The sequence below is a fragment of the Pseudomonas sp. P4_C1 genome (genome assembly GCF_056402155.1).
Window position 1 is genome coordinate 1 of the sequence record NZ_JBFUHY010000094.1, and the last position, 21,278, is coordinate 21,278.

21 protein-coding genes and 1 pseudogene are annotated in these 21,278 nt (G+C 61.0%); 7 read left to right on the forward strand and 15 right to left on the reverse strand.

Annotated elements, in window-relative coordinates:
• Positions 1–273: pseudogene (locus AC1DU9_RS27125) on the reverse strand (hypothetical protein); the annotation flags it as partial.
• Between the two features lie 313 nt (positions 274–586).
• Positions 587–1,375, reverse strand: coding sequence for an alpha/beta hydrolase (locus tag AC1DU9_RS27130; RefSeq protein ID WP_477811048.1), 789 nt, complete (start codon positions 1,373–1,375; stop codon positions 587–589).
• A 129-nt stretch (positions 1,376–1,504) separates the two neighbouring features.
• Here AC1DU9_RS27130 and AC1DU9_RS27135 point away from each other — a divergent pair, with 129 nt between their 5' ends.
• Both AC1DU9_RS27135 and AC1DU9_RS27140 read left to right on the forward strand, forming a co-directional pair.
• Positions 1,505–2,449: an aldo/keto reductase gene (locus tag AC1DU9_RS27135; protein WP_477811049.1), complete on the forward strand. Its 945-nt coding sequence runs from the start codon at positions 1,505–1,507 to the stop codon at positions 2,447–2,449.
• Positions 2,450–2,572: 123 nt separating this feature from the next.
• Positions 2,573–3,226 carry a peroxiredoxin gene (locus AC1DU9_RS27140; RefSeq protein WP_477811050.1) on the forward strand — a complete coding sequence of 218 codons (654 nt, stop codon included), beginning with the start codon at positions 2,573–2,575 and terminating at the stop codon, positions 3,224–3,226.
• A 141-nt stretch (positions 3,227–3,367) separates the two neighbouring features.
• Here AC1DU9_RS27140 and yghX read toward each other — a convergent pair whose 3' ends face one another.
• From yghX to AC1DU9_RS27170, 6 genes are all read right to left on the reverse strand, one after another.
• Entirely contained in the window at positions 3,368–4,255 is an 888-nt protein-coding gene (gene yghX, locus AC1DU9_RS27145; protein WP_477811051.1) for a YghX family hydrolase, read from the reverse strand.
• A 23-nt stretch (positions 4,256–4,278) separates the two neighbouring features.
• Positions 4,279–4,656 carry a heme-binding protein gene (locus tag AC1DU9_RS27150; RefSeq protein WP_477811052.1) on the reverse strand — a complete coding sequence of 126 codons (378 nt, stop codon included), beginning with the start codon at positions 4,654–4,656 and terminating at the stop codon, positions 4,279–4,281.
• 19 nt (positions 4,657–4,675) lie between these two features.
• Positions 4,676–5,893 carry a glycolate oxidase subunit GlcF gene (glcF, locus tag AC1DU9_RS27155; protein WP_477811053.1) on the reverse strand — a complete coding sequence of 406 codons (1,218 nt, stop codon included), beginning with the start codon at positions 5,891–5,893 and terminating at the stop codon, positions 4,676–4,678.
• 3 nt (positions 5,894–5,896) lie between these two features.
• Entirely contained in the window at positions 5,897–6,961 is a 1,065-nt protein-coding gene (glcE, locus tag AC1DU9_RS27160) for a glycolate oxidase subunit GlcE (protein WP_223457616.1), read from the reverse strand.
• A complete protein-coding gene (glcD, locus tag AC1DU9_RS27165) occupies positions 6,961–8,460 on the reverse strand; it encodes a glycolate oxidase subunit GlcD (RefSeq protein WP_223457618.1) in 1,500 nt (499 codons plus the stop codon). The genes glcE and glcD overlap by 1 nt, the downstream gene beginning before the upstream one ends.
• Positions 8,461–8,776: 316 nt before the next feature.
• Positions 8,777–10,540, reverse strand: coding sequence for an L-lactate permease (locus AC1DU9_RS27170; RefSeq protein ID WP_223457663.1), 1,764 nt, complete (start codon positions 10,538–10,540; stop codon positions 8,777–8,779).
• A 179-nt stretch (positions 10,541–10,719) separates the two neighbouring features.
• On the opposite strand from AC1DU9_RS27170, the gene AC1DU9_RS27175 reads away from it, so the two are divergent.
• Positions 10,720–10,956, forward strand: a complete 237-nt coding sequence (locus AC1DU9_RS27175) for a hypothetical protein (protein ID WP_090456183.1) — start codon at positions 10,720–10,722, stop codon at positions 10,954–10,956.
• A gap of 23 nt (positions 10,957–10,979) precedes the next feature.
• On the opposite strand, the gene AC1DU9_RS27180 is transcribed toward AC1DU9_RS27175, so the two are convergent.
• Positions 10,980–11,240: a hypothetical protein gene (locus tag AC1DU9_RS27180; RefSeq protein WP_223457620.1), complete on the reverse strand. Its 261-nt coding sequence runs from the start codon at positions 11,238–11,240 to the stop codon at positions 10,980–10,982.
• 320 nt (positions 11,241–11,560) lie between these two features.
• Between AC1DU9_RS27180 and AC1DU9_RS27185 the strand changes: the two genes are divergently transcribed.
• Positions 11,561–12,625 (forward strand): hypothetical protein, encoded by a 1,065-nt coding sequence (locus AC1DU9_RS27185; protein WP_477811054.1) that lies wholly within the window; start codon positions 11,561–11,563, stop codon positions 12,623–12,625.
• A 17-nt stretch (positions 12,626–12,642) separates the two neighbouring features.
• The gene (locus AC1DU9_RS27190; protein WP_108216019.1) at positions 12,643–12,996 is read left to right on the forward strand and encodes a DUF1428 domain-containing protein; all 354 of its coding nucleotides are present in this window, start codon (positions 12,643–12,645) and stop codon (positions 12,994–12,996) included.
• A gap of 14 nt (positions 12,997–13,010) precedes the next feature.
• Here the strand turns inward: AC1DU9_RS27190 and AC1DU9_RS27195 are convergent, their stop codons facing one another.
• Complete coding sequence (locus AC1DU9_RS27195) at positions 13,011–13,205, reverse strand: hypothetical protein (protein WP_056727280.1); 195 nt, start codon at positions 13,203–13,205, stop codon at positions 13,011–13,013.
• Positions 13,206–13,327: 122 nt separating this feature from the next.
• Between AC1DU9_RS27195 and thpR the strand changes: the two genes are divergently transcribed.
• Positions 13,328–13,870, forward strand: a complete 543-nt coding sequence (gene thpR / locus AC1DU9_RS27200; protein ID WP_477811055.1) for an RNA 2',3'-cyclic phosphodiesterase — start codon at positions 13,328–13,330, stop codon at positions 13,868–13,870.
• A gap of 259 nt (positions 13,871–14,129) precedes the next feature.
• Here the strand turns inward: thpR and AC1DU9_RS27205 are convergent, their stop codons facing one another.
• The 5 genes from AC1DU9_RS27205 to AC1DU9_RS27225 all read right to left on the reverse strand — a co-directional run bounded on the left by AC1DU9_RS27205 (position 14,130) and on the right by AC1DU9_RS27225 (position 19,461).
• Positions 14,130–15,227 (reverse strand): polyamine ABC transporter substrate-binding protein, encoded by a 1,098-nt coding sequence (locus tag AC1DU9_RS27205; protein WP_477811056.1) that lies wholly within the window; start codon positions 15,225–15,227, stop codon positions 14,130–14,132.
• A 185-nt stretch (positions 15,228–15,412) separates the two neighbouring features.
• Positions 15,413–16,297: an ABC transporter permease subunit gene (locus AC1DU9_RS27210; RefSeq protein ID WP_477811057.1), complete on the reverse strand. Its 885-nt coding sequence runs from the start codon at positions 16,295–16,297 to the stop codon at positions 15,413–15,415.
• Entirely contained in the window at positions 16,294–17,208 is a 915-nt protein-coding gene (locus tag AC1DU9_RS27215; RefSeq protein ID WP_150673293.1) for an ABC transporter permease subunit, read from the reverse strand. Before AC1DU9_RS27215 ends, AC1DU9_RS27210 begins: the two co-directional genes overlap by 4 nt.
• Positions 17,205–18,347 carry an ABC transporter ATP-binding protein gene (locus tag AC1DU9_RS27220; RefSeq protein WP_223457628.1) on the reverse strand — a complete coding sequence of 381 codons (1,143 nt, stop codon included), beginning with the start codon at positions 18,345–18,347 and terminating at the stop codon, positions 17,205–17,207. Before AC1DU9_RS27220 ends, AC1DU9_RS27215 begins: the two co-directional genes overlap by 4 nt.
• A gap of 352 nt (positions 18,348–18,699) precedes the next feature.
• Positions 18,700–19,461 carry a gamma-glutamyl-gamma-aminobutyrate hydrolase family protein gene (locus AC1DU9_RS27225; protein WP_477811058.1) on the reverse strand — a complete coding sequence of 254 codons (762 nt, stop codon included), beginning with the start codon at positions 19,459–19,461 and terminating at the stop codon, positions 18,700–18,702.
• 283 nt (positions 19,462–19,744) lie between these two features.
• Between AC1DU9_RS27225 and AC1DU9_RS27230 the strand changes: the two genes are divergently transcribed.
• On the forward strand, positions 19,745–21,121 hold the full coding sequence (locus AC1DU9_RS27230; RefSeq protein ID WP_116264631.1) for a glutamine synthetase family protein: 1,377 nt from the start codon (positions 19,745–19,747) through the stop codon (positions 21,119–21,121).
• Positions 21,122–21,278 lie beyond the last annotated feature (157 nt).

The following is a 21,278-nucleotide window of genomic DNA, read 5'->3' on the forward strand; positions in this document are numbered from 1 at the left end:
GCCATAGAGCGGGGCGATGCTGTTGGCGATTTTGGTGGCGTTGTCGACGACCTGGTCCGCCGCGACTTTGGCTTGCTTTTTGTCGGCGGATTGATTGGCCAGCGCGTAGTTTCTGATCCAGAAAATGTGTTCGACCCAAAGGTCACGCTCGGCCAGGCGCGTGGTCAGCGCAGGCGAGTCGGCATCCGTGGACGCGGGCGATGGAGCGGCGTGGCTCCAGGCTGGAAGGGCAAGCAAGGCGAGGAGCAGGTAAATTGCGATTTTATTGTTCATCATGACACCTCCGTGAATTGGACAAATAAAAACAAAGCATCAAATCGGTTAACTGAGCTGATCAGCGATGAGGCAGCGCACACCGAGCTATGAGCGACGAGTTCGTCGCTCGAATGAAACTGGTCTGGCGTAATTCAGCTTTTAATGAACCGAATTCAATTTCTAATGAATCACAACGTTCATGACGGTACCCTCTGAGAGTGGGAACGTTCGACAATATCAATATAGACATAAAAATATGTTTTTATTGGGCGTTGGTGAATTCTCGGATGAACGGCCACAGCCCCCCTCGTCACAAAGACTGGTGTTGCCGTTACAACCCACCCCCCAGCACCTTGAGGTACTCAGGGCTTTCGCTGATCGAGTTATGCCCCGTCCCCGGTATCACCTGCAGTGACGCCACGCCTTTGGCGAAGTGTGTATACAAACGTTCGGTGCTCTGGCGCGCAATCACCTCGTCATGCTCTGCCGCAATCAGCCGAGTAGGCGCCGAGATGCGGGCGGCGTACTGCCAGGACGGGTATTTGTCCTTCAACAACCAGCGCACCGGAAACCAGCGGAACTGACGGGCGGCGAGCTCTTCGAGGCTGTTGTAGGGCGTGATCAGCACCAGTCGCGCGGCCGGGCGTTCGCTGGCAAGGCGCACGGCAACCCCGGAACCCAGGCTGCGTCCGACCACCGCCACATGCGGATGGGTGGCATACACCAGGTCGAACAACTTCATGGCATCGCGGGCAATGGCCTCTTCGCAAGGCGAGCCGGAACTGCCGCCGTAGCCGCGGTAATGCAGCAGATACAGCGCGTAGTCAGGGAACGCTTGGGTGAACCCTGGCAGATTGCGCGAGACGTCTTCGGCATTGCCGCCGAAATAAATCAGCGCGTTGGGACCCTCGTGAGGTCGGGTGGAGACCAGCACCTGCGCGTCGGCGGCCGGCAGGGTGAGCAGTGTCTCGGCGCCGCCGACGGTACGCGGTTGCGGGTAATAAATCAGTGCCCGCTGGAACACGAACAGCGCCACGCACAGCGCCAGGTACAACGCAGCGACGATGACGACGAGTAACACCAGGGTGCGTGACATTCGACTAACGTTAGTGGGCGGCATTGACTGCTCTGGGAGTGAAAGTGGCTGGCGCCGCAAGGCTTTCAAAGTGTAGTCAATTGACCCTTGGCGCGGGTTATCCGGGTTGTTGGTGCAACGGGCCGGACCCGTGCGACTGGTGAGAAGCGTTTTATGAGCCATCCTGAGGGTTACACCCGTAGAGCAATACTCACGCTGGCTGCCGGTGCTTCGGCGGTCTTCACGTTCGGTCTGGCGGTTGCGCAACCCGCGCCGTCGATGGGAACAGGAGGCAAGACCATGCAGACCCGGGCCATTCCTTCCAGCAACGAGTCCTTGCCGATCGTAGGGCTGGGCACTTATCGCGGATTCGATGTCGAGCCTGCGCAACCGGCCTACAAAGACTTGCCCGCGGTGCTCGATGCGTTGTTCGACAAGGGTGGCAAGTTGATCGACAGCTCGCCGATGTACGGTCGTGCCGAACAGACCGTCGGCGAGTTGCTGTCGATCCATGAGCCACGCTCACCGGCCTTCCTCGCCACCAAAGTGTGGACCCGGGGCCGCGAAGAAGGCATCGCGCAGATGGAGCAATCCTTCGCCCTGTTGCAGACCGACCGGATCGACCTGATGCAGATCCACAACTTGCTGGACTGGCAGACGCACTTGCCGACCCTGCGCCACTGGAAGGAAAAAGGGCGTATTCGTTACATCGGCATCACCCATTACACGGCGTCGGCCTATGAAGAAGTGGAAGCGGTACTCAAGGCCGAGCCGCTGGACTTTTTGCAGATCAACTACGCCCTGGATGATCGCGCAGTCGAGAAACGCCTGCTGCCGTTGTGCCGCGAGCGTGGGGTAGCGGTGATCTGCAACCGGCCGTTCGGCGGTGGCGGCTTGCTGGCCAAACTGAAAGATAAACCGCTGCCGGGCTGGGCGGCGCAAGTCGGGGTCAAGAGCTGGCCGCAACTGGCGCTGAAGTTCCTGCTGTCGCATTCGGCGGTGACCTGCGTGATTCCAGGCACCGGCAATCCGCGCTACATGGCGGAAAATGCCTGGGCCGGTTTCGGCCCGATGCTGACCGATGCCCAGCGTCAGCAACTGATTGCGCTGGTGGGCTAGCGACTCAGCCAACACAGGTCGGCGAGTGCCGGAACCTATCCTATAATGTCTCGCGTTCATGCCGTTGAAAGCGCATTCGCTGCCCTGACGGCGTCCCTGTCCATCACTGCAAGGAGATCGAACATGGCTATCCGTATTGGCGACGAAGCACCGGATTTCACCGCCGACACCACTGAAGGTACCCTCAACTTTCACCAATGGATCGGCGATGGGTGGGCCATCCTGTTTTCCCATCCCAAGGATTTCACCCCGGTGTGCACCACCGAACTGGGCTACCTGGCCAAACTCAAGCCGGAATTCGACAAGCGCAACACCAAGGTTGTCGGGCTCAGCGTCGACCCGGTCAGTGACCATAACCGTTGGGTCGGTGACATCGCCGAGACTCAGGGCACGGCGATCAACTATCCGCTGATCGGCGACGAAAACCTGGTGGTGGCCAAGCTCTACGACATGATCCACCCCAATGCCAGCGGCGGCGCGCGCACGGCGGTGGACAACGCCACGGTGCGTTCGGTGTTCATCGTCGGACCGGACAAGAAGGTCAAGGCCATGCTGATCTACCCGATGAGCGCCGGGCGCAACTTCGATGAAGTGCTGCGCCTGCTCGATTCCCTGCAACTCAATGCCAAACACACCGTCGCCACGCCAGTGAACTGGCGGCCGGGTGAAGACGTGATAATCCCGACCTCGGTGTCTGACGAGGACGCGAAGAAGAAATACCCGGAAGGCTTCAGGACCTTGAAGCCGTATCTGCGGACGGTGGCGCAACCGAAGTAGTCACCAGCCGTGAGATCGCCATCGCGAGCAAGCTCGCTCCCACAGGTTCCTGAGTCGTTCACAGATATGTGCTTCGACTCGGTCCCTGTGGGAGCGAGCTTGCTCGCGATGGGGCCAGTCCTGCTGGCCCAGAATTTTTATTCAAACCAGATACTTTTTAAACCACCCCAACGTCCGCTCCCACGCCAGCTTCGCCGCCGCCTCGTCATAACGCGGCGTCGAATCATTGTGAAAGCCATGATTGCAGCCCTGATAAAAGTAGGCCACATAGGTCTTGCCCCCGGCCTTCAACGCTTTCTCATAGGCCGGCCAGCCTTCGTTGATCCGCGTATCCAGTTCGCCGTAGTGCAGCATCACCGGTGCCTTGATCCGTGGCACTTCCTCGGCCGTTGGCTGACGGCCATAAAACGACACGGCGGCACCCAGTTCCGGATAGGCCACGGCAGCGGCATTGGCCACGCCACCGCCGTAGCAGAACCCGGTGATGCCGACTTTTCCAGTGGCGGCGGGGTGTTTCATCATCCACTCGACGGCGGCGAAAAAGTCGTTCATCAGCTTTTCCGGGTCGACCGTGGCCTGCAGTTCGCGGCCCTTGTCGTCATTGCCGGGATAACCGCCGACCGAACTCAGGCCGTCAGGGGCGAGGGCGATGAAACCGGCCTTGGCCAGACGCCGGGCCACGTCTTCGATGTAGGGGTTGAGCCCGCGGTTTTCGTGCACGACCACCACCGCCGGCACCTTGCCGGTGGCCTTGGCCGGACGCACCAGATAACCGCGAACCTCGCCGTGGCCCTTGGGCGAGGGGTAGGTGATGTACTCGGCAAGAATGTCCGGATCGGTGAACTCGACCTGCTCGGCCAGCGCGTAGTTGGGGCTTAGCGCGGCGAGCAGGGCTCCAGCCGTCAATCCGCCGAAGGTGAATAATGCCGCGCGGTCGAGAAACTCCCGGCGGTTGATCTTGCCGTGGGCGTAGTAGTCGTACAGTTCCAGCAGTTCAGGGGCGAAGTCTTTGGCAGTTAGGCGGGTCATTGCTGCAACTCCTCTCGGCTGGTTTAACACGGACCCTGTGGGACGGACCCTGTGGGAGCGAGCTTGCTCGCGATGGCGGCTGAACAGTCGACATCTATGTTGAATGACACTCCGCCATCGGAAGTCAGCAACGGTGCTGACAGGAAAGCGTAGCGCCCGGCGTTGACCATGTCCTCATAGCTTTTCGTTTCACGCCGCCCGAGGGCCGAGGTGCGCGCCTTTTCGGTGGCGATGTACGCGCTGCCCGGCGCGCAGCCGTCGAGGCGTTCGAGGGCCAGCGGGTGGCCGCCGTCATCGACCACCACTATGGTCACGGCCCATTGATTGGCCTGTGCTTCGGCGCGGGCGGCGGCAAGGATCTGGCTGACTTCGGCTTGGCTCAGGACGGCTTTGCTGTTCATGGGTATCTCCAGGATTCGGTTAAGGCAGGGCGGCTTCGACCAGTTCGATCCAGTGGCGCACCGGGGTTCGGCCCGCGCCGTCGAGGTGCGTCTGGCAGCCGATGTTGGCTGTGACAATCACCTCGGGATGGCCGCTTTCCAGGGCGTTGAGCTTGTTGTCGCGCAGTTGTCGCGACAGTTCGGGCTGGGTCAGCGAATAGGTGCCCGCCGAGCCGCAGCACAGATGCCCGTCGGGGACGGACGTCAGGTTGAAACCGAGGCCGGTCAGCAGCGCCTCCACGGCACCGCCGAGTTTCTGTCCGTGCTGCAAGGTGCAGGGGCAATGGAAGGCCAGGCGTTGCGAGGCGTGGATGCCAAGTTTTTCCAGTGGCTCGTCGCGCAACACTTCCACCAGGTCCCGGGCCAGCGCACTGACCTTTTTTGCCTTGTCGGCATAGACCGGGTCGCTGGCGAGCAGGTGGCCGTAATCCTTGATGAAGGCGCCGCAACCGCTGGCCGTCTGCACAATCGCTTCGGCGCCTTTTTCGATGCCCGGCCACCACGCGTCGATGTTGCGCCGGGCGCGATCGAGACCAGCGACCTGGGCGCCAAGGTGGTAGTCCACGGCGCCGCAGCAACCGGCTTCGCGGCTCGCGATGACGCTGATTCCCAACCGGTCCAGCACCCGCGCCGCCGCGGCATTGGTGTTGGGAGACAGGCTGGGCTGCACGCAACCTTCAAGCATCAGCACCTGACGCTCACGCAGGGTCATGGGCCGCGGCTTGGCCGGGTAGACATTGCGCGGCAACTTGCTTTGCAGGGTGCCGGGCAGCAGCGCGCGGAACACCTGACCGCTATTGACCAGACTCTTGAACAGCTCTGGATGGGGCACGGTCTGCCGCAACCCCTCGCGCAACAGACGCTGACCGAGGGGGCGCGGCACCGCCGCATCGACCACCGCCCGCCCGATGTCCAGCAGGTTGTGGTAGTCGACGCCCGACGGGCAGGTGGTTTCGCAGTTGCGGCACGACAGGCAGCGATCCAAGTGCTGCTGGGTCTTTTGCGTGACCTCGTTGCCTTCCAGCACTTGCTTGATCAGGTAGATGCGGCCTCGTGGTCCGTCCAGTTCATCGCCGAGCAATTGATAGGTCGGGCACGTGGCATTGCAGAACCCGCAGTGCACGCAGGTGCGCAGGATGCTTTCGGCTTCTGCGGCGCGGGGCAGTTGGCTGGCGCTTTCACTCAAGGTCGTCTGCATGGTTCAAAGCTCCGCGTACAGGCGTCCGGGGTTGAAGATGCCCCGTGGATCAAGTTGTTGTTTCAGGTTGCGGTGATAGCGCATCAGCGCTGGCGGCAGCGGATGGAACGGGGTGTCGGTCAGGCCGTGGCTGAAGCAGGTGGCATGGCCGCCGACCTCGTCGACCACCTGGCGGATGAACGCCGCGTCGGCATCGGATTTCAGCCAGCGCTGGGCGCCACCCCAATCGATCAACTGGCGACCTGGCAGCGACAGACGAGGCGTGTTGTGCGGCAGTGAAAGGCGCCAAAGCGGCTGGTCTTCATCGAAGAAACTCAAGCGCTGTTCGTTGAGATCGTCCCACCAGGAAGCGTCCAACTGCTCACCACCGAGGCGCTCATGGGCCGCCGCCACCGAACCTTCACCGCCCTCAAGCCGAAGGTGCAGGCGTGAACCGTCGTGGCAGGCGGCGCTGATCGGCAGCGGCTGCTGGCCCCATTCCGCCAGGCGCAGCAAGGCCCGCTCGGCGTCCATTTCCAGGCTGATGCTCAAGGCTTGCCGGGGTCTTGGCAGCACTTTGAGGGAAACTTCGGCGATCAGCCCGAGGCTGCCATAACTGCCGGCCATCAGACGCGACAGGTCGTAGCCGGCGACGTTTTTCATCACCTCGCCACCGAAGCGCAACAGCTTGCCTTGCCCTGTGATGACCCGCGTGCCGAGAACGAAATCCCGCACCGAACCGACCCACGGGCGCCGTGGCCCGGACAGCCCGCAGGCGATCATACCGCCGACGGTGGCGCCATCGCCAAAGGACGGCGGTTCGCAGGGCAGCATCTGTTGCGCGGCGTCCAGCACTTGCGCCAGTTCCGACAACGGCGTGCCGCAGCGGACGGTGATCACCAGCTCGGTCGGGTCGTAACTGACGATGCCCCGGTGCGCGCGGGTGTCGAGAATTTCCCCGGCCGTGGTGCGCCCGAGGAAGCCCTTGCTGTTGGAGCCCTGGATGCGCAACGGCGTGGCGTTTTCCAGCGCCTGATTGACCTGTGCCAGCAGTGACGGGCTGTCATCGAAATCTTCAGGGCGGCGCATCAGAAACGCTCCAGCTCAGGGAAGGGCAGTTGACCGCCATGCACGTGCATGGCACCGAATTCCGCGCAGCGGTGCAGGGTCGGAATGTTCTTGCCGGGGTTGAGCATGCCGCCGGGGTCGAAGGCGGCCTTGATGGCATGGAACAGGGTCAGCTCATCGCTGTTGAACTGCGCGCACATCTGATTGATCTTCTCGCGCCCCACGCCGTGTTCACCGGTGATACTGCCGCCGACTTTCACGCACAACTCCAGAATCTTGCCGCCCAGGGCTTCGGCTTGATCGAGTTCACCGGGTTGATTGGCGTCGAACAGAATCAGCGGATGCATGTTGCCGTCGCCGGCATGGAACACGTTGGCCACCCGCAGGCCGTATTCGTTCGACAGCTCGGCGATGGCGCGCAGCACGCCGGGCAATTCACGACGGGGGATGGTGCCGTCCATGCAGTAATAGTCCGGCGAGAGGCGGCCCACCGCCGGGAAGGCATTCTTGCGTCCGGCCCAGAAACGCACGCGCTCGGCTTCGTCCTTCGCCTGGCGCAACTCAGTCGCGCCGGCCTGTTGCAGTACCTGGCGCACCCGGTCGCAGTCATCAGAGACATCGGCTTCGACGCCATCGAGTTCGCACAGCAGAATGGCCTCGGCGTCCACCGGATAACCGGCGTGGATAAAATCCTCGGCGGCGCGGATGGCCAGGTTGTCCATCATTTCCAGGCCGCCGGGGATGATGCCGGCGGCGATGATGTCGCCGACCGCGCGCCCGGCTTTTTCCACGGAATCGAACGCTGCCAACAGCACTTTGGCGGTCTGCGGTTTGGGCAGCAGCTTGACCGTGACCTCGGTAATTACCCCGAGCAAACCTTCGGATCCGTTGATCAGCGCCAGCAGGTCGAAACCGGGAGAGTCGAGGGCATTGGAGCCCAGGCTCAAATGCTCGCCATCGACGGTAAGGATGTCGACCTTGAGCACGTTGTGCACGGTCAGGCCGTACTTCAGGCAATGCACGCCACCGGCATTTTCCGCGACGTTGCCGCCGATGGAGCAGGCGATTTGCGAGGAAGGGTCGGGCGCGTAATACAGGCCGAAGGGTGCCGCCGCCTGGGAAATCGCCAGATTGCGCACGCCGGGCTGAACCCGTGCGGTACGGGCGGCGGGGTCGATGCCCAGGATGTTGTTGAAGCGCGCCATCACCAGCAGCACGCCTTTCTCCAGGGGCAGCGCCCCGCCGGACAAACCGGTGCCCGCGCCACGGGCCACCACGGGGACGTGCAGCTCATGGCAGACGCGCAGCACCCCTTGCACTTCGTCGATATAGCGGGGCAACACCACCAGCATCGGCGTGGTGCGATAGGCCGACAGTCCGTCGCATTCGTAGGGCCTGAGTTCCTCCTGCTGATGCAGGATTTCCAGATTCGGCAAGCGGGTTTGCAGGGCCTGCAACAGCGCCCGTTTGTCGACGCCGGGCAAGGCACCGTCAACGCGTTCATCGTAGAGAATGTTCATCGGCGCTCGACACTCGTTCTGTTGTTACATGAGGTCTGTTTTCGCGGTCCACTGTATTAATCATTGGTCCGCAAAGCTCAGCTGTCCATGGGATCGTTGTCTGCTCGACGGACGATTCATTCAATAAACCACCGTCTACTAATGTGGGAGCGAGCTTGCTCGCGATAGCGGCWGAACAGTCGACATCTATGTTGAATGACACTCCGCCATCGCGAGCAAGCTCGCTCCCACAGGGATTTGGGTGTGCAGTACGCCACGCCCGGGTGGTTAACCCGGGCGTGGATCAGGTTTACGCAGAATTACGCTTGTATTCGATTCAATGCCCGCCCACCACCATGTGGCTGAACGGCGCGACATAGGCCTGCAACGTCACCAGGCCACCGACCAGAATCGCCAGCACGACCGAGTGGAAGAACACGTAGCGCAGGATTTCCCCTTCATGGCCGTACCAGCGGGTGGCGGTGGAGGCRACCACGATCGACTGGGCATCGACCATCTTGCCCATGACCCCGCCGGAGCTGTTGGCGGCGGCCATCAACACCGGGCTCATGCCCAACTGCTCGGACGTCACTCGTTGCAAGCCGCCGAACAGCACGTTGGAAGCCGTGTCCGAACCGGTCAACGCCACGCCGAGCCAGCCGAGCAAGGTACCGAACATCGGATAGAAGATGCCCGTCGCGGCGAAGGCCAGGCCCATGGTTGCATCCAGGCCCGAGTAGCGGGTGAGGAAGCCAAGACCGAGCATCGCCGCAATAGTGGTCAGCGAGTAGCGCACCACCCACAGGGTGCGCAGGTACTGGCGAATCAATTGCGGGATCGAGTAACCCATCAGCAAGCCGCCGACGATCGCCGCCAGCAGAATGCCGCTGCCGGTGGCGGTGAACCAGGTGAACTTGTACACCGCCTCTTCGGTTTTCGGCGCAGGCACCACGGGCGGGACTTTCTCGACTTGCAAGTGCAGGGTGGTGAAGATCAGGACCGGCGCGAACACCGGGTTCGCCTCGCGCAGCGGTTTGCCCTGAGGGTCGAGCTTGGCTGAGCTGGTTTGCGGGTCAATCGCCGGACGGGTGTCGAAGGTGTTTTTGAAGCCTTGCGTACCCCAGATGAACACGAAGATCGTGAGGATGATCCACGGCATCCACGCGCGCATCACTGCCGGGTTCGCCTCATTGGCGAAGGTTGCAGTCGGTACGGGCTTTTCGTCGTGTTCGGCGTCGATCTTCGAATTATCGACCCGGCCGGACAGCGCAGCCGAGGTGTGCACCGTGGCCGGTTTCCAAACCTTGAGGAAACCAGTCAGGCAGGCCATGGAAATCAACGCGGCGATCACATCCACCAGCATCGGCCCGTGATAGTTGGACACCAGGAACTGCGGCACGGCAAAACTGACCCCGGCCACCAGGATCGCCGGCCAGACTTCCAGCATCTTGCGCCAGCCGGCAAAGGCCCAGATCAGCCAGAACGGCACCAGCACCGAGAAGAACGGCAACTGCCGGCCGACCATCATCGACAGCTCCATTTCATCCAGCCCGGTCACCCTGGCCAGGGTGATGATCGGCGTGCCGAGGGCACCGAACGCCACGGGGGCGGTGTTGGCGATCAGCGCCAGCCCCGACGCGGCAAGCGGCGAAAAGCCCAGCCCGATCAGAATCGCCCCGGTCACCGCCACCGGCGTACCGAAGCCGGCCGCGCCTTCGAAAAACGCACCGAAGCAGAAGGCGATCAGGAGTAATTGCAGGCGTCGGTCATCGGTGATGCGCGCCAGGGAGTCTTGCAACACCTTGAACGAGCCGTTCTCGGTGGTCAGGCGGTGCAGGAAGATGATGTTCAACACAATCCAGCCAATCGGCAGCAGACCGTTGGCTGCACCGAACAGCGCTGCGGTACCCGCCATGTTCGCCGGCATGCCGAAGGCGAAAATCGCGATCAGCAAGGCCGAAACCAGGGCGAGCAATGCCGCCAGGTGCGCCTTGACATGAAAGAACGCCAGGGACGCCAGCATCACCACCACCGGCACAGCCGCCATGAATGTTGAAAGCACCGGGTTACCGAACGGATCGTAGACTTGCTGCCAGACCATGTTCCACCTCTGCTTTTTATTGTTGGGCATGCAGATCCCCTGAGGGGAGGTGGACTTCAGTATAGGTGGCATTGCGCCGCTGTCAGTGCAGGCCTCCGGTCCTGCCAATCGGCGCAGTTCCGGGGGCTGAGCTAGCATGGCCAGTAGGGTTTGAATTCAGTCAGGGGAGCAATGCAGTCATGACCGAGCGCCATATGGAGCACAAGGAAACGCTATCGAACGGATGCAACATCAAGGTTAAGGCCGAGATATTGAAGGACGGTTCGTTGGGCATGTTCATCGGTGTCTATCGGCCGGACGGCTCGGCCATCGATGAAAACCATGATCCACGGCCGCACATGCTGGACATGGAAGCGGCGATGGATTGGGGGATCGATATTGCCAAGGGGATTGGCAATAGCCAGCGAACGTTGTGAGCCCGGGCGACCGGCGGTCGCTGTCAGAACCCGAACGAACGGGCCGAGCCTTTTGCCAGTTCGACATCCAGCAGATGCTCGACCAGCACGTCATTCAAAAAACGGAACTGATCATTGAGCCCGACCACTTCGTTGCTGAAGTGATGATCGGCTGCCGGGATCAGCAACGCCTCGAACTTCTCGTCGAACAGCAGAGTCAACTCTTTACGAGACTCGAATTTCTGCGCGTAGAAATTGTTGCCGAACACCGGAAAACGCACGGCGAGGGTGACGGTGTGAATCATGATGTTTGCTCCTCGCTCAGGACGTACCAGGAAAATACGCCCAAAGTGAAAGCCGTCAGGGCCAGGCAGGTCAGCAGATGGATCAGCATGATGTCCCCCTCCGATTCGGGGTTTCGTGTTGGCTTGGGATTGATCCTACGCTGACGGCCATCAAGCGGAAGGCAATCGCGGCGATGGTGAATATCGATGCAAGTGATGGTGGTTTTTTCTCTGTTGATGCGGGCCTTTTCACGGGCTCCGGGACATCGCCACCTATACTTAAGCCCAAAGTTTCGCGTGTCGGGCATTTCGCCCGGTACCCACTTCAGGAAGCCGCCATCTTGAACCTGCGTTCGCTGATCATTGCCGTGCTGGTGGTGTTGGCGGGGTGTGCCACGCCTGTGCGTGCGCCGGTGGAAGTGGCACCGGTCATCGTTCCTGCCAGCACCTGGCAACAAGTGGACCGGGAGATCGTCACCGCCTCGCAGACGGCCACCGAGCAGGCCAAAATCTACGCCCGCGGCGCCATGGATTACTGGCGCACACGGGTCTATGAATTGACCGAGCAGAATTTCATTCCGTGGTTCAGCAGTTACTGGACCCAGGAATGGCTGTCGATGAAGGTCAGCTGGTACACCATCAGCGCCAAGGGTGAGCAGGACGCCGTGGAAAAACGCCTGGCGGCGTACCTGCTCGAAGCCTATCAGGAGAAGGTCCTGGCTCCGGCGGCCGTGGAACTCGATCCCGATGCGATTCTCGGCCTGGCAGCGGCGTTCTATGTCGACATCCTCAAGGAAGAGCTGCAGAAAATCTCCAGCCGCAACAGCGTGCCGATGCCCCAGCTCAACGGGCGCATCCAGAAAATCCCGGCCATCGCCCTCGGGCCTCCGCCGACGCGGGACGCCTCGTTGTACCAGATCGTGCACACCGAACCGCTGAACTCCTTGCCGGCCTTCGCCGCGCTGATCGACAAAGTCCATAGGGCCGGTGGCAACAAGGGGGTGGGCTCGACCGACACCGCGATGGCGCCGGTGGCAAGGCGCGCCAGCCGGCGGATGGAAGCCGAGATGGCCCCGCGCGGTGCCGCCAGCGCCGTGGCCGCAGCGACCGGGAAACTGGCCGGTGGCTTGATCACGCTAGGGGTGGCTGGCATTCGCGCATTCATCCAGGCCTTTGACCGGCCCGATAGCGAGGCGCTGATTCGCCGTAGCCTGGGCAATACCTTCGACAAGGCCTGGCTCAAACTGGTGCAGGACCCGACCAGCGGCGTCATGGCCGCCACGCTTTACATGGCGGCGCAGATCGAAGGCAACCTGGGCGGCAGCGCACAACCGCCGGTCGGTTTGAGCGCCGGCACTGTCGATCGGACGCCAGCGCAACCGACTAACCTGCAGCACACCCCATGACCCAAGGAGAAAAACGCATGTCTTACGTCGATGGATTCATCGCTGCCGTACCCACCGCCAACCGTGAGCAATACATCATGCACGCCAAAGTCGCCGCCTTGGTCTTCAAGGAAAACGGTGCCTTGAGCGTGGTCGAATGCTGGGGCGAGGATGTCCCGGAAGGCAAGGTCACCTCGTTTCCAATGTCGGTGAAGCTCAAGGAAGGCGAAACCGTTGCCTTTGGCTGGATCATCTGGCCTGACAAGGCCACCCGCAATGCCGGAATGGGCAGGATGATGCAGGACCCGCGCATGAAACCGGACGTCAATCCAATGCCCTTCGATGGCCAGCGCATGGTCTACGGCGGGTTCGAAGTGCTCCTCCAGGCCTGACGCTGCACGCGGGATCACTCCGGCGTCGGGGTGATCCTGCAACTCTTGCGCTGGCGGATCTCGTCGTCCGTCGGCCGCTCGCGGATGAACTCGAAGCGCGGCTCGCCTTCGCTGTAATGCACCAGCCAGCCCCATTCCAGCTTGAGTTCATCCTGGCCTGGCTCGGGCGGTCTGGCCCACCATGGTTCCTTGCTGATGATCTGTCGCATGGTCCCCTCCGGTATTTCGGGATGCTGAAACTATAACTCGCATGCCCCGTGGCGCCAGAAATGCGCTGGCCGGTACGCGAGTGTTGAGTACACTCTGGCAGTCTTCCCAGGAGGTGTCCGGCATGAACGACGAAACCCGCGAGCCGTTCAAGCGCCTGTTCTTTGCGCTGAACTGCGCCCCCGCCCTGCGCCGGGATATTGCCCAGTGGCGCAGTGCGCTGCAACTGCGCAACGGACGGCCGGTGCCGGCGGAAAACTTTCACCTGACGCTGAAGTTTTTGGGGGCGGTGGGTGTGGCGCAGATCGCCGAGCTCTGCAACGCTGCGGCGTCCATCCGTACACCGGGCGAGCGCTTGACGGTGGTGCTGGATCGGCTGGACGTGTGGCGCAGGGCAGGGGCGTTGGTGCTAGCGCCGCAGCAGGCGCCCCCGGCATTGCTGCGCCTGGTGTATGCCCTGGAACAGGCGATGTTGCCGTTCGGGCTGGAGGAGGCACCCAGGGAATATCGTCCGCACCTGACCCTGGCACGGCAGTATCGGGCGCCGGTGCCGGAGTCCGCGACACCGCCCGAGTTCTTCCTGCGGGCTGATCGATTCACTCTGTTCGAATCCCACAAGGGGCGCTATCGGGCGCTGGCCGAATGGCCGTTGATTGATCCCCAATAAAAAAGGCGCCCATGGGCGCCAAACTTCACCTGAACCGAGAGAGCCAGGTGAGACCGTTCTACTTGCAGGAGAGGCAGCGGTGGTAAGACGCTGCGTGAACGGAAATGGGTAAAGCTGAAATGTGTGCTGGAGGTTCTGGCCTCATCGCGAGCAAGCTCGCTCCCACAGGGATAGCGCGAACTTCAAGGTACATGCGGTACCTGTGGGAGCGAGCTTGCTCGCGATGGCAATGTCAGACTCAGTAGATCAATTGAGTGAATTACTGGCCGAGTTTCACCTTGGTCCAGCCACGGGTCATGATCCGCTGGATGGCAATCGGCTGGTCCGGCACGGCATAGAGCGTGGCCATTACCGCTTCCGGCGGGTAGGAGCCCGGATCGTTACGGATGGCTTCATCCACCAACGGCGTGGCCGCCGCGTTGGCGTTGCTGTAGCCGATATTGTTGGTGATGTCGGCAATCACGTCGGGGCGCATCAGGAAGTTCATGAACAGGTAAGCGTTCTCGACGTTGGCGGCATCGCGGGGGATGGCGAGCATGTCGTAGAAACTGGCGGCGCCTTCTTTCGGGATGCTGTAGTCGATCTTCACCTTGTCCCCGGCTTCCTGGGCGCGGGCCTTGGCCTGCAGCACGTCGCCTGAGTAACCCACGGCCACGCAGATGTTGCCGTTGGCCAGGTCCGAGATGTATTTCGACGAATGGAAGTACGCCACGTTCGGGCGAATCTTCATGAACAGCGCCTGGGCTTGGGCGATGTGCTGTTTGTCCTGATCGTTCACCGGGTAGCCCAGATAGTGCAGGGCGGTCGGGAGCATTTCAGTGGGCGAATCGAGGAAACTGATGCCGCAGGCCTTGAGCTTCTCGGCGTTTTCCGGTTTGAACAGCAAGTCCCAGGAATTGGTCGGGGCATTGGCGCCGAGCACTTCCTTGACCTTCTGCGGGTTGAAACCGATGCCGATCGAGCCCCACATGTACGGGATGGCGTGGGCGTTATCGGGATCGCTCGCGGAGGCGTTTTTCAGCAGCACCGGATTGAGGTTTTTCCAGTTCGACAGCTTCGATTTGTCCAGTTCCTGATAGACACCGGCCTTGATCTGCTTGGCCAGGAAGCTGTTGGACGGCACCACGATGTCGTAGCCGGATTTACCTGCCAGCAGGCGTGCCTCAAGGGTTTCGTTGCTGTCGAAGACATCGTAGGTCACCTGGATGCCGGTCTCGTCCTCGAACTTCTTGACGGTATCCGGGCCAATGTAATCCGACCAGTTATAGACGCGCAGAACCTTGTCATTGGCCTGGGCGCCAGTGGCGATTGCGCCCAATAAGGACAGTGTCAGCAGAGTCCTGCCAAACATTTTCATCGGTACAACTCCATTTCTTATTTATTCCAAATCACACGGCAAACATTTGTGGCAAGAGTGCTCCTTTGTAGGAGCGAGCTTGCTCCGGGCGGCGATCCGACGATGGACCTGAGGGCGACGCGTTCATCCAGACAACACGCGTTATCGTTAACGTCCATCGCGAGCTCGCTCCTACAGGGGCGGCACTAGGCAGTCGCTTCTGCCATTTGCTTTTTAGGTTGTTGCCAGGATTCGCTGGTGGTCTGGTCCATGGCTTCCTGGATCGCGCGCTTGCGGCTTTCTTCGGCACGGCGGCTGAAGAACCAGACCATGAAGGTCACGATGGACACCGCCAACAGGATCAGGCTGGCCACGGCGTTGATCTCGGGTTTCACGCCCAGACGCACCGCCGAGAACACTTCCATCGGCAGGGTCGTGGAACCCGGACCCGACACGAAGCTCGCCAGCACCAGGTCATCCAGCGACAGGGCGAACGACATCATGCCGCCGGCCGCCAGAGACGGCGCGATCATCGGAATGGTGATCAGGAAAAACACCTTGAATGGCTTCGCACCCAGGTCCATGGCCGCTTCTTCGATGGACAGGTCCAGTTCGCGAAGGCGGGCGGAGACTACCACCGCCACGTAGGCCGCACAAAAGGTGGTGTGGGCGATCCAGATGGTGACGATGCCGCGTTCCTGCGGCCAGCCGATCAATTGCGCCATGGCCACGAACAGCAGCAACAGCGACAGACCAGTGATCACCTCAGGCATCACCAGCGGCGCGGTGACCAGGCCGCCGAACAGCGTGCGGCCCTTGAAGCGGGTAACGCGAGTCAGGACGAACGCGGCTAACGTCCCTAGTGCGACTGCTGCGACGGCGGTGTAGCAGGCGATTTCCAGCGAGCGCCCCACCGAGCCCATCAGCTGGCTGTTGTCGAGCAAACCGGCGTACCACTTGATCGACCAGCCACCCCACACCGTCACCAACTTGGATACGTTGAACGAGTAAATCACCAGAATCAGCATCGGCAGGTAGATAAACGACAGGCCGAAAATCAGCATGAACTTTGAAAATCCGAAGCGTTTCATCCCCGTGCCTCCATCTCTTTGGCCTGGCTGCGGTTGAACAGCAGAATCGGCACAATCAGGATCAACAGCATCACCACCGCCAGGGCAGACGCCACCGGCCAGTCGCGGTTGTTGAAGAACTCTTGCCACAACACACGGCCGATCATCAGGGTTTCCGGGCCGCCCAGCAGTTCCGGAATCACGAACTCACCGACCACCGGAATGAACACCAGCATGCAGCCGGCGATGATGCCGTTCCTGGCCAACGGCACGGTGATTTTCCAGAAGTTGTTGAAGTTGCTCGAACCCAGGTCCGACGCGGCTTCCAGCAGGCTGCCATCGTGCTTGACCAGGTTGGCGTACAGCGGCAACACCATGAACGGCAGGTAGGCGTAAACGACCCCGATGTAGACGGCGGTGTTGGTGTTGAGGATCTCGATCGGCGCCGAGGTCAGCCCGGTCCACATCAAGAATGCGTTGAGCAAACCGTTGTTGCTGAGGATGCCCATCCACGCGTAAACGCGGATCAGGATCGCGGTCCAGGTCGGCATCATGATCAACAGCAGCAGGACGTTTTGCGCTTCCTTGCTGGCCTTGGTGATCGCGTAGGCCATCGGGAAACCGATCACCAGGCACATCATCGTGCTGAGCAACGCTACTTTCAACGAACCGAGGTACGCCGAGATGTACAGTTCGTCCTGGGTCAGCAGGCTGTAGTTACCGAGGTTCAACAGCAGCTGAAATTTTTGCTCGGCGAAGGTGTAGATCTCCGAGTACGGCGGAATGGCCAGGGCTGCTTCCGAGAAGCTGATCTTCATCACCAGGAAGAACGGCAACATGAAGAACAGGAACAGCCAGATGAATGGAATCCCGATGACGAGCTTGCGCCCGCTGGGGACGAGTCTCAGAAATTGCTGATTGAAGGTTTTCATGCGCGCAGTACCACGCCGCTGTCGTCTTCCCACCACACGTAGACCTGATCGTCCCAGGTCGGGCGCGCACCACGGCGTTCGGCGTTGGCCATGAACGACTGGACGATCTTGCCGCCGGGCAGCTCGACGTAGAACACCGAGTGGCCGCCGAGGTAGGCGATGTCATGCACCTTGCCGCTGGACCAGTTGTAGCGGTGCTCGGGCTTGACGGTGCTGACCAGCAATTTTTCCGGACGGATCGCGTAGGTAACCGACTTGTCCTGCACCGAAGTGCTGACGCCGTGACCGACGTAGATCTTCTGCTCCAAATCCTTGCTGTGGATGATCGCGTGACCTTCCAGGTCTTCTACAACGGTGCCGTCGAAGGCGTTCACGTTGCCGATGAACTCGCAGACCATGCGGCTGACCGGTGCTTCATAGATGTCGACCGGGCTGCCGATCTGGGCGATCCAGCCCAGGTGCATGATCGCGATGCGTTCGGCCATGGTCATGGCCTCTTCCTGGTCGTGGGTCACCATCACGCAGGTCACGCCGACGCGCTCGATGATCTCCACCAGCTCAAGCTGCATCTGCGAACGCAGCTTTTTATCCAGTGCGCCCATCGGTTCGTCGAGCAGCAGCAGCTTCGGACGCTTGGCCAGGGAACGGGCCAGGGCCACGCGCTGACGCTGGCCGCCGGACAGTTGGTGCGGTTTGCGCTTGGCGTACTGGGTCATGTGCACCAGGCGCAGCATCTCCTGCACACGGGCTTCGATTTCGGCCGCTGGCAAACGGTCCTGCTTGAGGCCGAAGGCGATGTTCTGCGCCACCGTCATGTGCGGGAACAGCGCGTAGGACTGGAACATCATGTTGATCGGTCGTTCGTACGGCGGCATGTCGGTGATGTCGACACCGTCGAGCAGAATCCGGCCTTCGGTCGGGCGCTCGAAGCCGGCGAGCATGCGCAGCAGGGTCGATTTGCCGGAACCGGAGCCACCGAGCAGGGCGAAGATTTCACCCTGGTGGATTTCCAGGGACACATCGTCCACGGCGGTGGTTTCGTCGAACTTCTTGGTGACGCGATCGATTTTCACCAATACCTTTTTCGGTGCCTGGTGACCTTCAAGAGCCTTCCTGTAGATGCTGGAGGCGTTTGCCATGTGAAACTCCCAACAGGTTTCAGTCGCCCGGCCAACACGGCCCGGCTTAATAGTGGATTGCAAACCCGTGAAGCCGGTCCGCGCTGATCCCTTGTAGGAGCGAGCCTGCTCGCGATGGTCGCCAACGATGACGCTGGCAGTCTGAATGCCCGCGGTGTCCGGACATCCATCGCGAGCAGGCTCGCTCCTACAGGGAATTGCGTTTCCCACCCCGGGTTTATTCGGCGCCGCCGTCCTGGCTGCCTGGTAGTACTTGTTGTTATTGCAGTGTGTTGTTTTCGCGGGCGGGGCACGCACAAGCGCCTGCCCGCTCGCGGTGGGCAGTCAATCGTTGAATGTGGGTGTCAGGTCGTCAGCTCGAGTGACGCAGTGCCGCCCGTTGCCGGCAGGCTTCGCCGAATGCCTGGAAAATACTCAAGTAAGGAGGGTTATCCAGCACTTGCCATTCCGGGTGCCATTGCACGCCGAGGGCGAAGGCCTTGCTGTGCTCGACCGAGATCGCTTCGATCAGGCCATCGGGCGCGACGGCTTCGGCGCGCAGGCCGGGCGCGAGGCGGTCGATGCCCTGGCTGTGAATCGAATTGACCTGGAATGCCGCTGGCAGGTCCAGCGCTTCGAACACGCCACCGGGCTGCACATTCACCGCGTGAGCGGGAGCGTATTGCACGGCCAGGTCCGGATGGTTGGCCTCACGGTGATCAAGGAAACCGGGGAGTTCATGGACTTTCTGATGCAGGCTGCCACCGAACGCCACGTTCATTTCCTGGAAGCCACGGCAGATGCCGAGGACCGGAACGCCGGCGGCAATGGCTGCGCGGATCAGGGGAAGGGTGGTGGCATCCCGTGCCGGATCATGATCCGTGCCGGGGGCGCTGTCGGGGCCTTGATAGTGGAAGGGTTCCACGTTCGACGGCGAGCCGGTCAGCAACAGACCGTCGAGCTGCGGCAGCAGGTCATCGATTTCGGTCAGTTCAGCCAATGAAGGAATAGCGACAGGCAGCCCCAGCGCCGCAACGCTGACAGCACGCAAGTACTTGTCACCGCTGATGTGGTAGGGGTGCAGGCCAATCTGTTTGACGCACGCAGTAACGCCGATCAATGGCTTGAGTGCCATTTTTATCACCTCGAAGTTTCACACTTGAACGAGCTTTTCCGGAGCTTAGCCTTGTTGATTTTAATTAACAACTCTCATGTAAAAAATTCTAAACGCCGTGCGTCCGATCTTCAGGCTTTACGCGTGTTTGAGGGCGTATATGGCACTCTCGTCCTTCTGAGAGGCCCGAAAATAAACGCTGAAAGGCCAGGTGTTCGCTATTGACTTCACTTTGCCTTTCGGATTGACTGGGCTCGTGAAAGGGCGGTGAACATAATAATTAACAGTAAAAAATAGGTGCATCATGTCGGTCCCTCTGCGTGCCGTTCAACTCAACGAAGCAAACGCATTCCTTAAGAAACATCCTGAGGTTTTGTACGTCGACCTTCTGATTGCGGATATGAACGGTGTGGTGCGCGGCAAGCGCATCGAGCGCACCAGTCTTCATAAGGTTTACGAGAAAGGCATCAACCTGCCGGCGTCTCTGTTTGCTCTGGACATCAATGGCTCCACGGTGGAAAGCACCGGCCTGGGTCTGGACATCGGCGACTCCGACCGGATCTGCTACCCAATCCCGGGCACCCTGAGCATCGAACCCTGGCAGAAGCGCCCGACTGCGCAACTGCTGATGACCATGCACGAACTCGAAGGCGAGCCATTCTTCGCCGACCCGCGGGAAGTGCTGGCCAATATCGTGCGCAAGTTCGACGACATGGGCCTGACCATCTGCGCGGCGTTCGAACTGGAGTTCTACCTGATCGACCAGGACAACGTGAACGGTCGTCCGCAATCGCCACGTTCGCCGGTGTCCGGCAAGCGTCCGATGTCGACCCAGGTGTACCTGATCGACGACCTCGACGAATACGTCGACTGCCTGCAAGATATCCTCGAAGGCGCGAAAGAGCAGGGCATCCCGGCTGACGCCATCGTCAAGGAAAGCGCCCCGGCGCAGTTCGAAGTCAACCTGCATCACGTGGCTGACCCGATCAAGGCCTGCGACTACGCGGTCCTGCTCAAGCGTCTGGTGAAGAACATCGCCTACGACCACGAGATGGACACCACCTTCATGGCCAAGCCGTATCCGGGCCAGGCGGGCAACGGTCTGCACGTGCACATTTCGATTCTCGATAAAGAAGGCAACAACATCTTTGCCAGCGAGGATCCCGAGCAGAACGCCGCGCTGCGTCACGCGATCGGCGGTGTGCTCGAGACCCTGCCGGCGCAGATGGCCTTCCTTTGCCCGAACGTCAACTCGTACCGTCGTTTCGGCGCACAGTTCTACGTGCCGAACTCGCCGAGCTGGGGCATCGACAACCGTACCGTGGCCGTGCGTGTACCGACCGGCTCGCCAGACTCGGTGCGCATCGAACACCGCGTAGCGGGCGCCGATGCCAACCCTTACCTGCTGATGGCGTCGGTCCTGGCCGGTGTTCATCACGGCCTGACCAACCAAATCGAACCGGGCGCCCCGGTGGAAGGCAACAGCTACGAGCAAAACGAGCAGAGCCTGCCGAACAACCTGCGCGATGCACTGCGCGAGCTGGACGACAGCGAAGTCATGGCCAAGTACATCGACCCGCTGTACATCGACGTGTTCGTGGCGTGCAAGGAAAGCGAGCTGGCCGAGTTCGAGAACTCCATCTCGGACCTTGAGTACAACTGGTACCTGCATACCGTTTAAGACGAACCACACCGATCAACTGTAGGAGCGAGCCTGCTCGCGAAGGCGGCGGATCAGTCAGCACTTATGTCGTCTGACACTCCGCCATCGCTAGCAGGCTCGCTCCTACAGGGGATCGCATTTCAAGTCTTGAATTGACGGACCTCGGTCCGACGAT

What these genes read in the sequence shown, in the direction of transcription:
- AC1DU9_RS27175 (WP_090456183.1), top strand. Translation starts at nt 10,720, where the DNA reads ATGACCGAGCGCCATATGGAGCACAAGGAAACGCTATCGAACGGATGC.
- AC1DU9_RS27140 (WP_477811050.1), top strand. Translation starts at nt 2,573, where the DNA reads ATGGCTATCCGTATTGGCGACGAAGCACCGGATTTCACCGCCGACACC.
- AC1DU9_RS27210 (WP_477811057.1), bottom strand. Translation starts at nt 16,297, where the DNA reads ATGAAACGCTTCGGATTTTCAAAGTTCATGCTGATTTTCGGCCTGTCG.
- AC1DU9_RS27180 (WP_223457620.1), bottom strand. Translation starts at nt 11,240, where the DNA reads ATGATTCACACCGTCACCCTCGCCGTGCGTTTTCCGGTGTTCGGCAAC.
- glcF (WP_477811053.1), bottom strand. Translation starts at nt 5,893, where the DNA reads ATGCAGACGACCTTGAGTGAAAGCGCCAGCCAACTGCCCCGCGCCGCA.
- thpR (WP_477811055.1), top strand. Translation starts at nt 13,328, where the DNA reads ATGAACGACGAAACCCGCGAGCCGTTCAAGCGCCTGTTCTTTGCGCTG.
- AC1DU9_RS27220 (WP_223457628.1), bottom strand. Translation starts at nt 18,347, where the DNA reads ATGGCAAACGCCTCCAGCATCTACAGGAAGGCTCTTGAAGGTCACCAG.
- AC1DU9_RS27130 (WP_477811048.1), bottom strand. Translation starts at nt 1,375, where the DNA reads ATGCCGCCCACTAACGTTAGTCGAATGTCACGCACCCTGGTGTTACTC.
- AC1DU9_RS27225 (WP_477811058.1), bottom strand. Translation starts at nt 19,461, where the DNA reads ATGGCACTCAAGCCATTGATCGGCGTTACTGCGTGCGTCAAACAGATT.
- yghX (WP_477811051.1), bottom strand. Translation starts at nt 4,255, where the DNA reads ATGACCCGCCTAACTGCCAAAGACTTCGCCCCTGAACTGCTGGAACTG.
- glcE (WP_223457616.1), bottom strand. Translation starts at nt 6,961, where the DNA reads ATGCGCCGCCCTGAAGATTTCGATGACAGCCCGTCACTGCTGGCACAG.
- AC1DU9_RS27195 (WP_056727280.1), bottom strand. Translation starts at nt 13,205, where the DNA reads ATGCGACAGATCATCAGCAAGGAACCATGGTGGGCCAGACCGCCCGAG.
- AC1DU9_RS27135 (WP_477811049.1), top strand. Translation starts at nt 1,505, where the DNA reads ATGAGCCATCCTGAGGGTTACACCCGTAGAGCAATACTCACGCTGGCT.
- glcD (WP_223457618.1), bottom strand. Translation starts at nt 8,460, where the DNA reads ATGAACATTCTCTACGATGAACGCGTTGACGGTGCCTTGCCCGGCGTC.
- AC1DU9_RS27230 (WP_116264631.1), top strand. Translation starts at nt 19,745, where the DNA reads ATGTCGGTCCCTCTGCGTGCCGTTCAACTCAACGAAGCAAACGCATTC.
- AC1DU9_RS27190 (WP_108216019.1), top strand. Translation starts at nt 12,643, where the DNA reads ATGTCTTACGTCGATGGATTCATCGCTGCCGTACCCACCGCCAACCGT.
- AC1DU9_RS27205 (WP_477811056.1), bottom strand. Translation starts at nt 15,227, where the DNA reads ATGAAAATGTTTGGCAGGACTCTGCTGACACTGTCCTTATTGGGCGCA.
- AC1DU9_RS27215 (WP_150673293.1), bottom strand. Translation starts at nt 17,208, where the DNA reads ATGAAAACCTTCAATCAGCAATTTCTGAGACTCGTCCCCAGCGGGCGC.
- AC1DU9_RS27150 (WP_477811052.1), bottom strand. Translation starts at nt 4,656, where the DNA reads ATGAACAGCAAAGCCGTCCTGAGCCAAGCCGAAGTCAGCCAGATCCTT.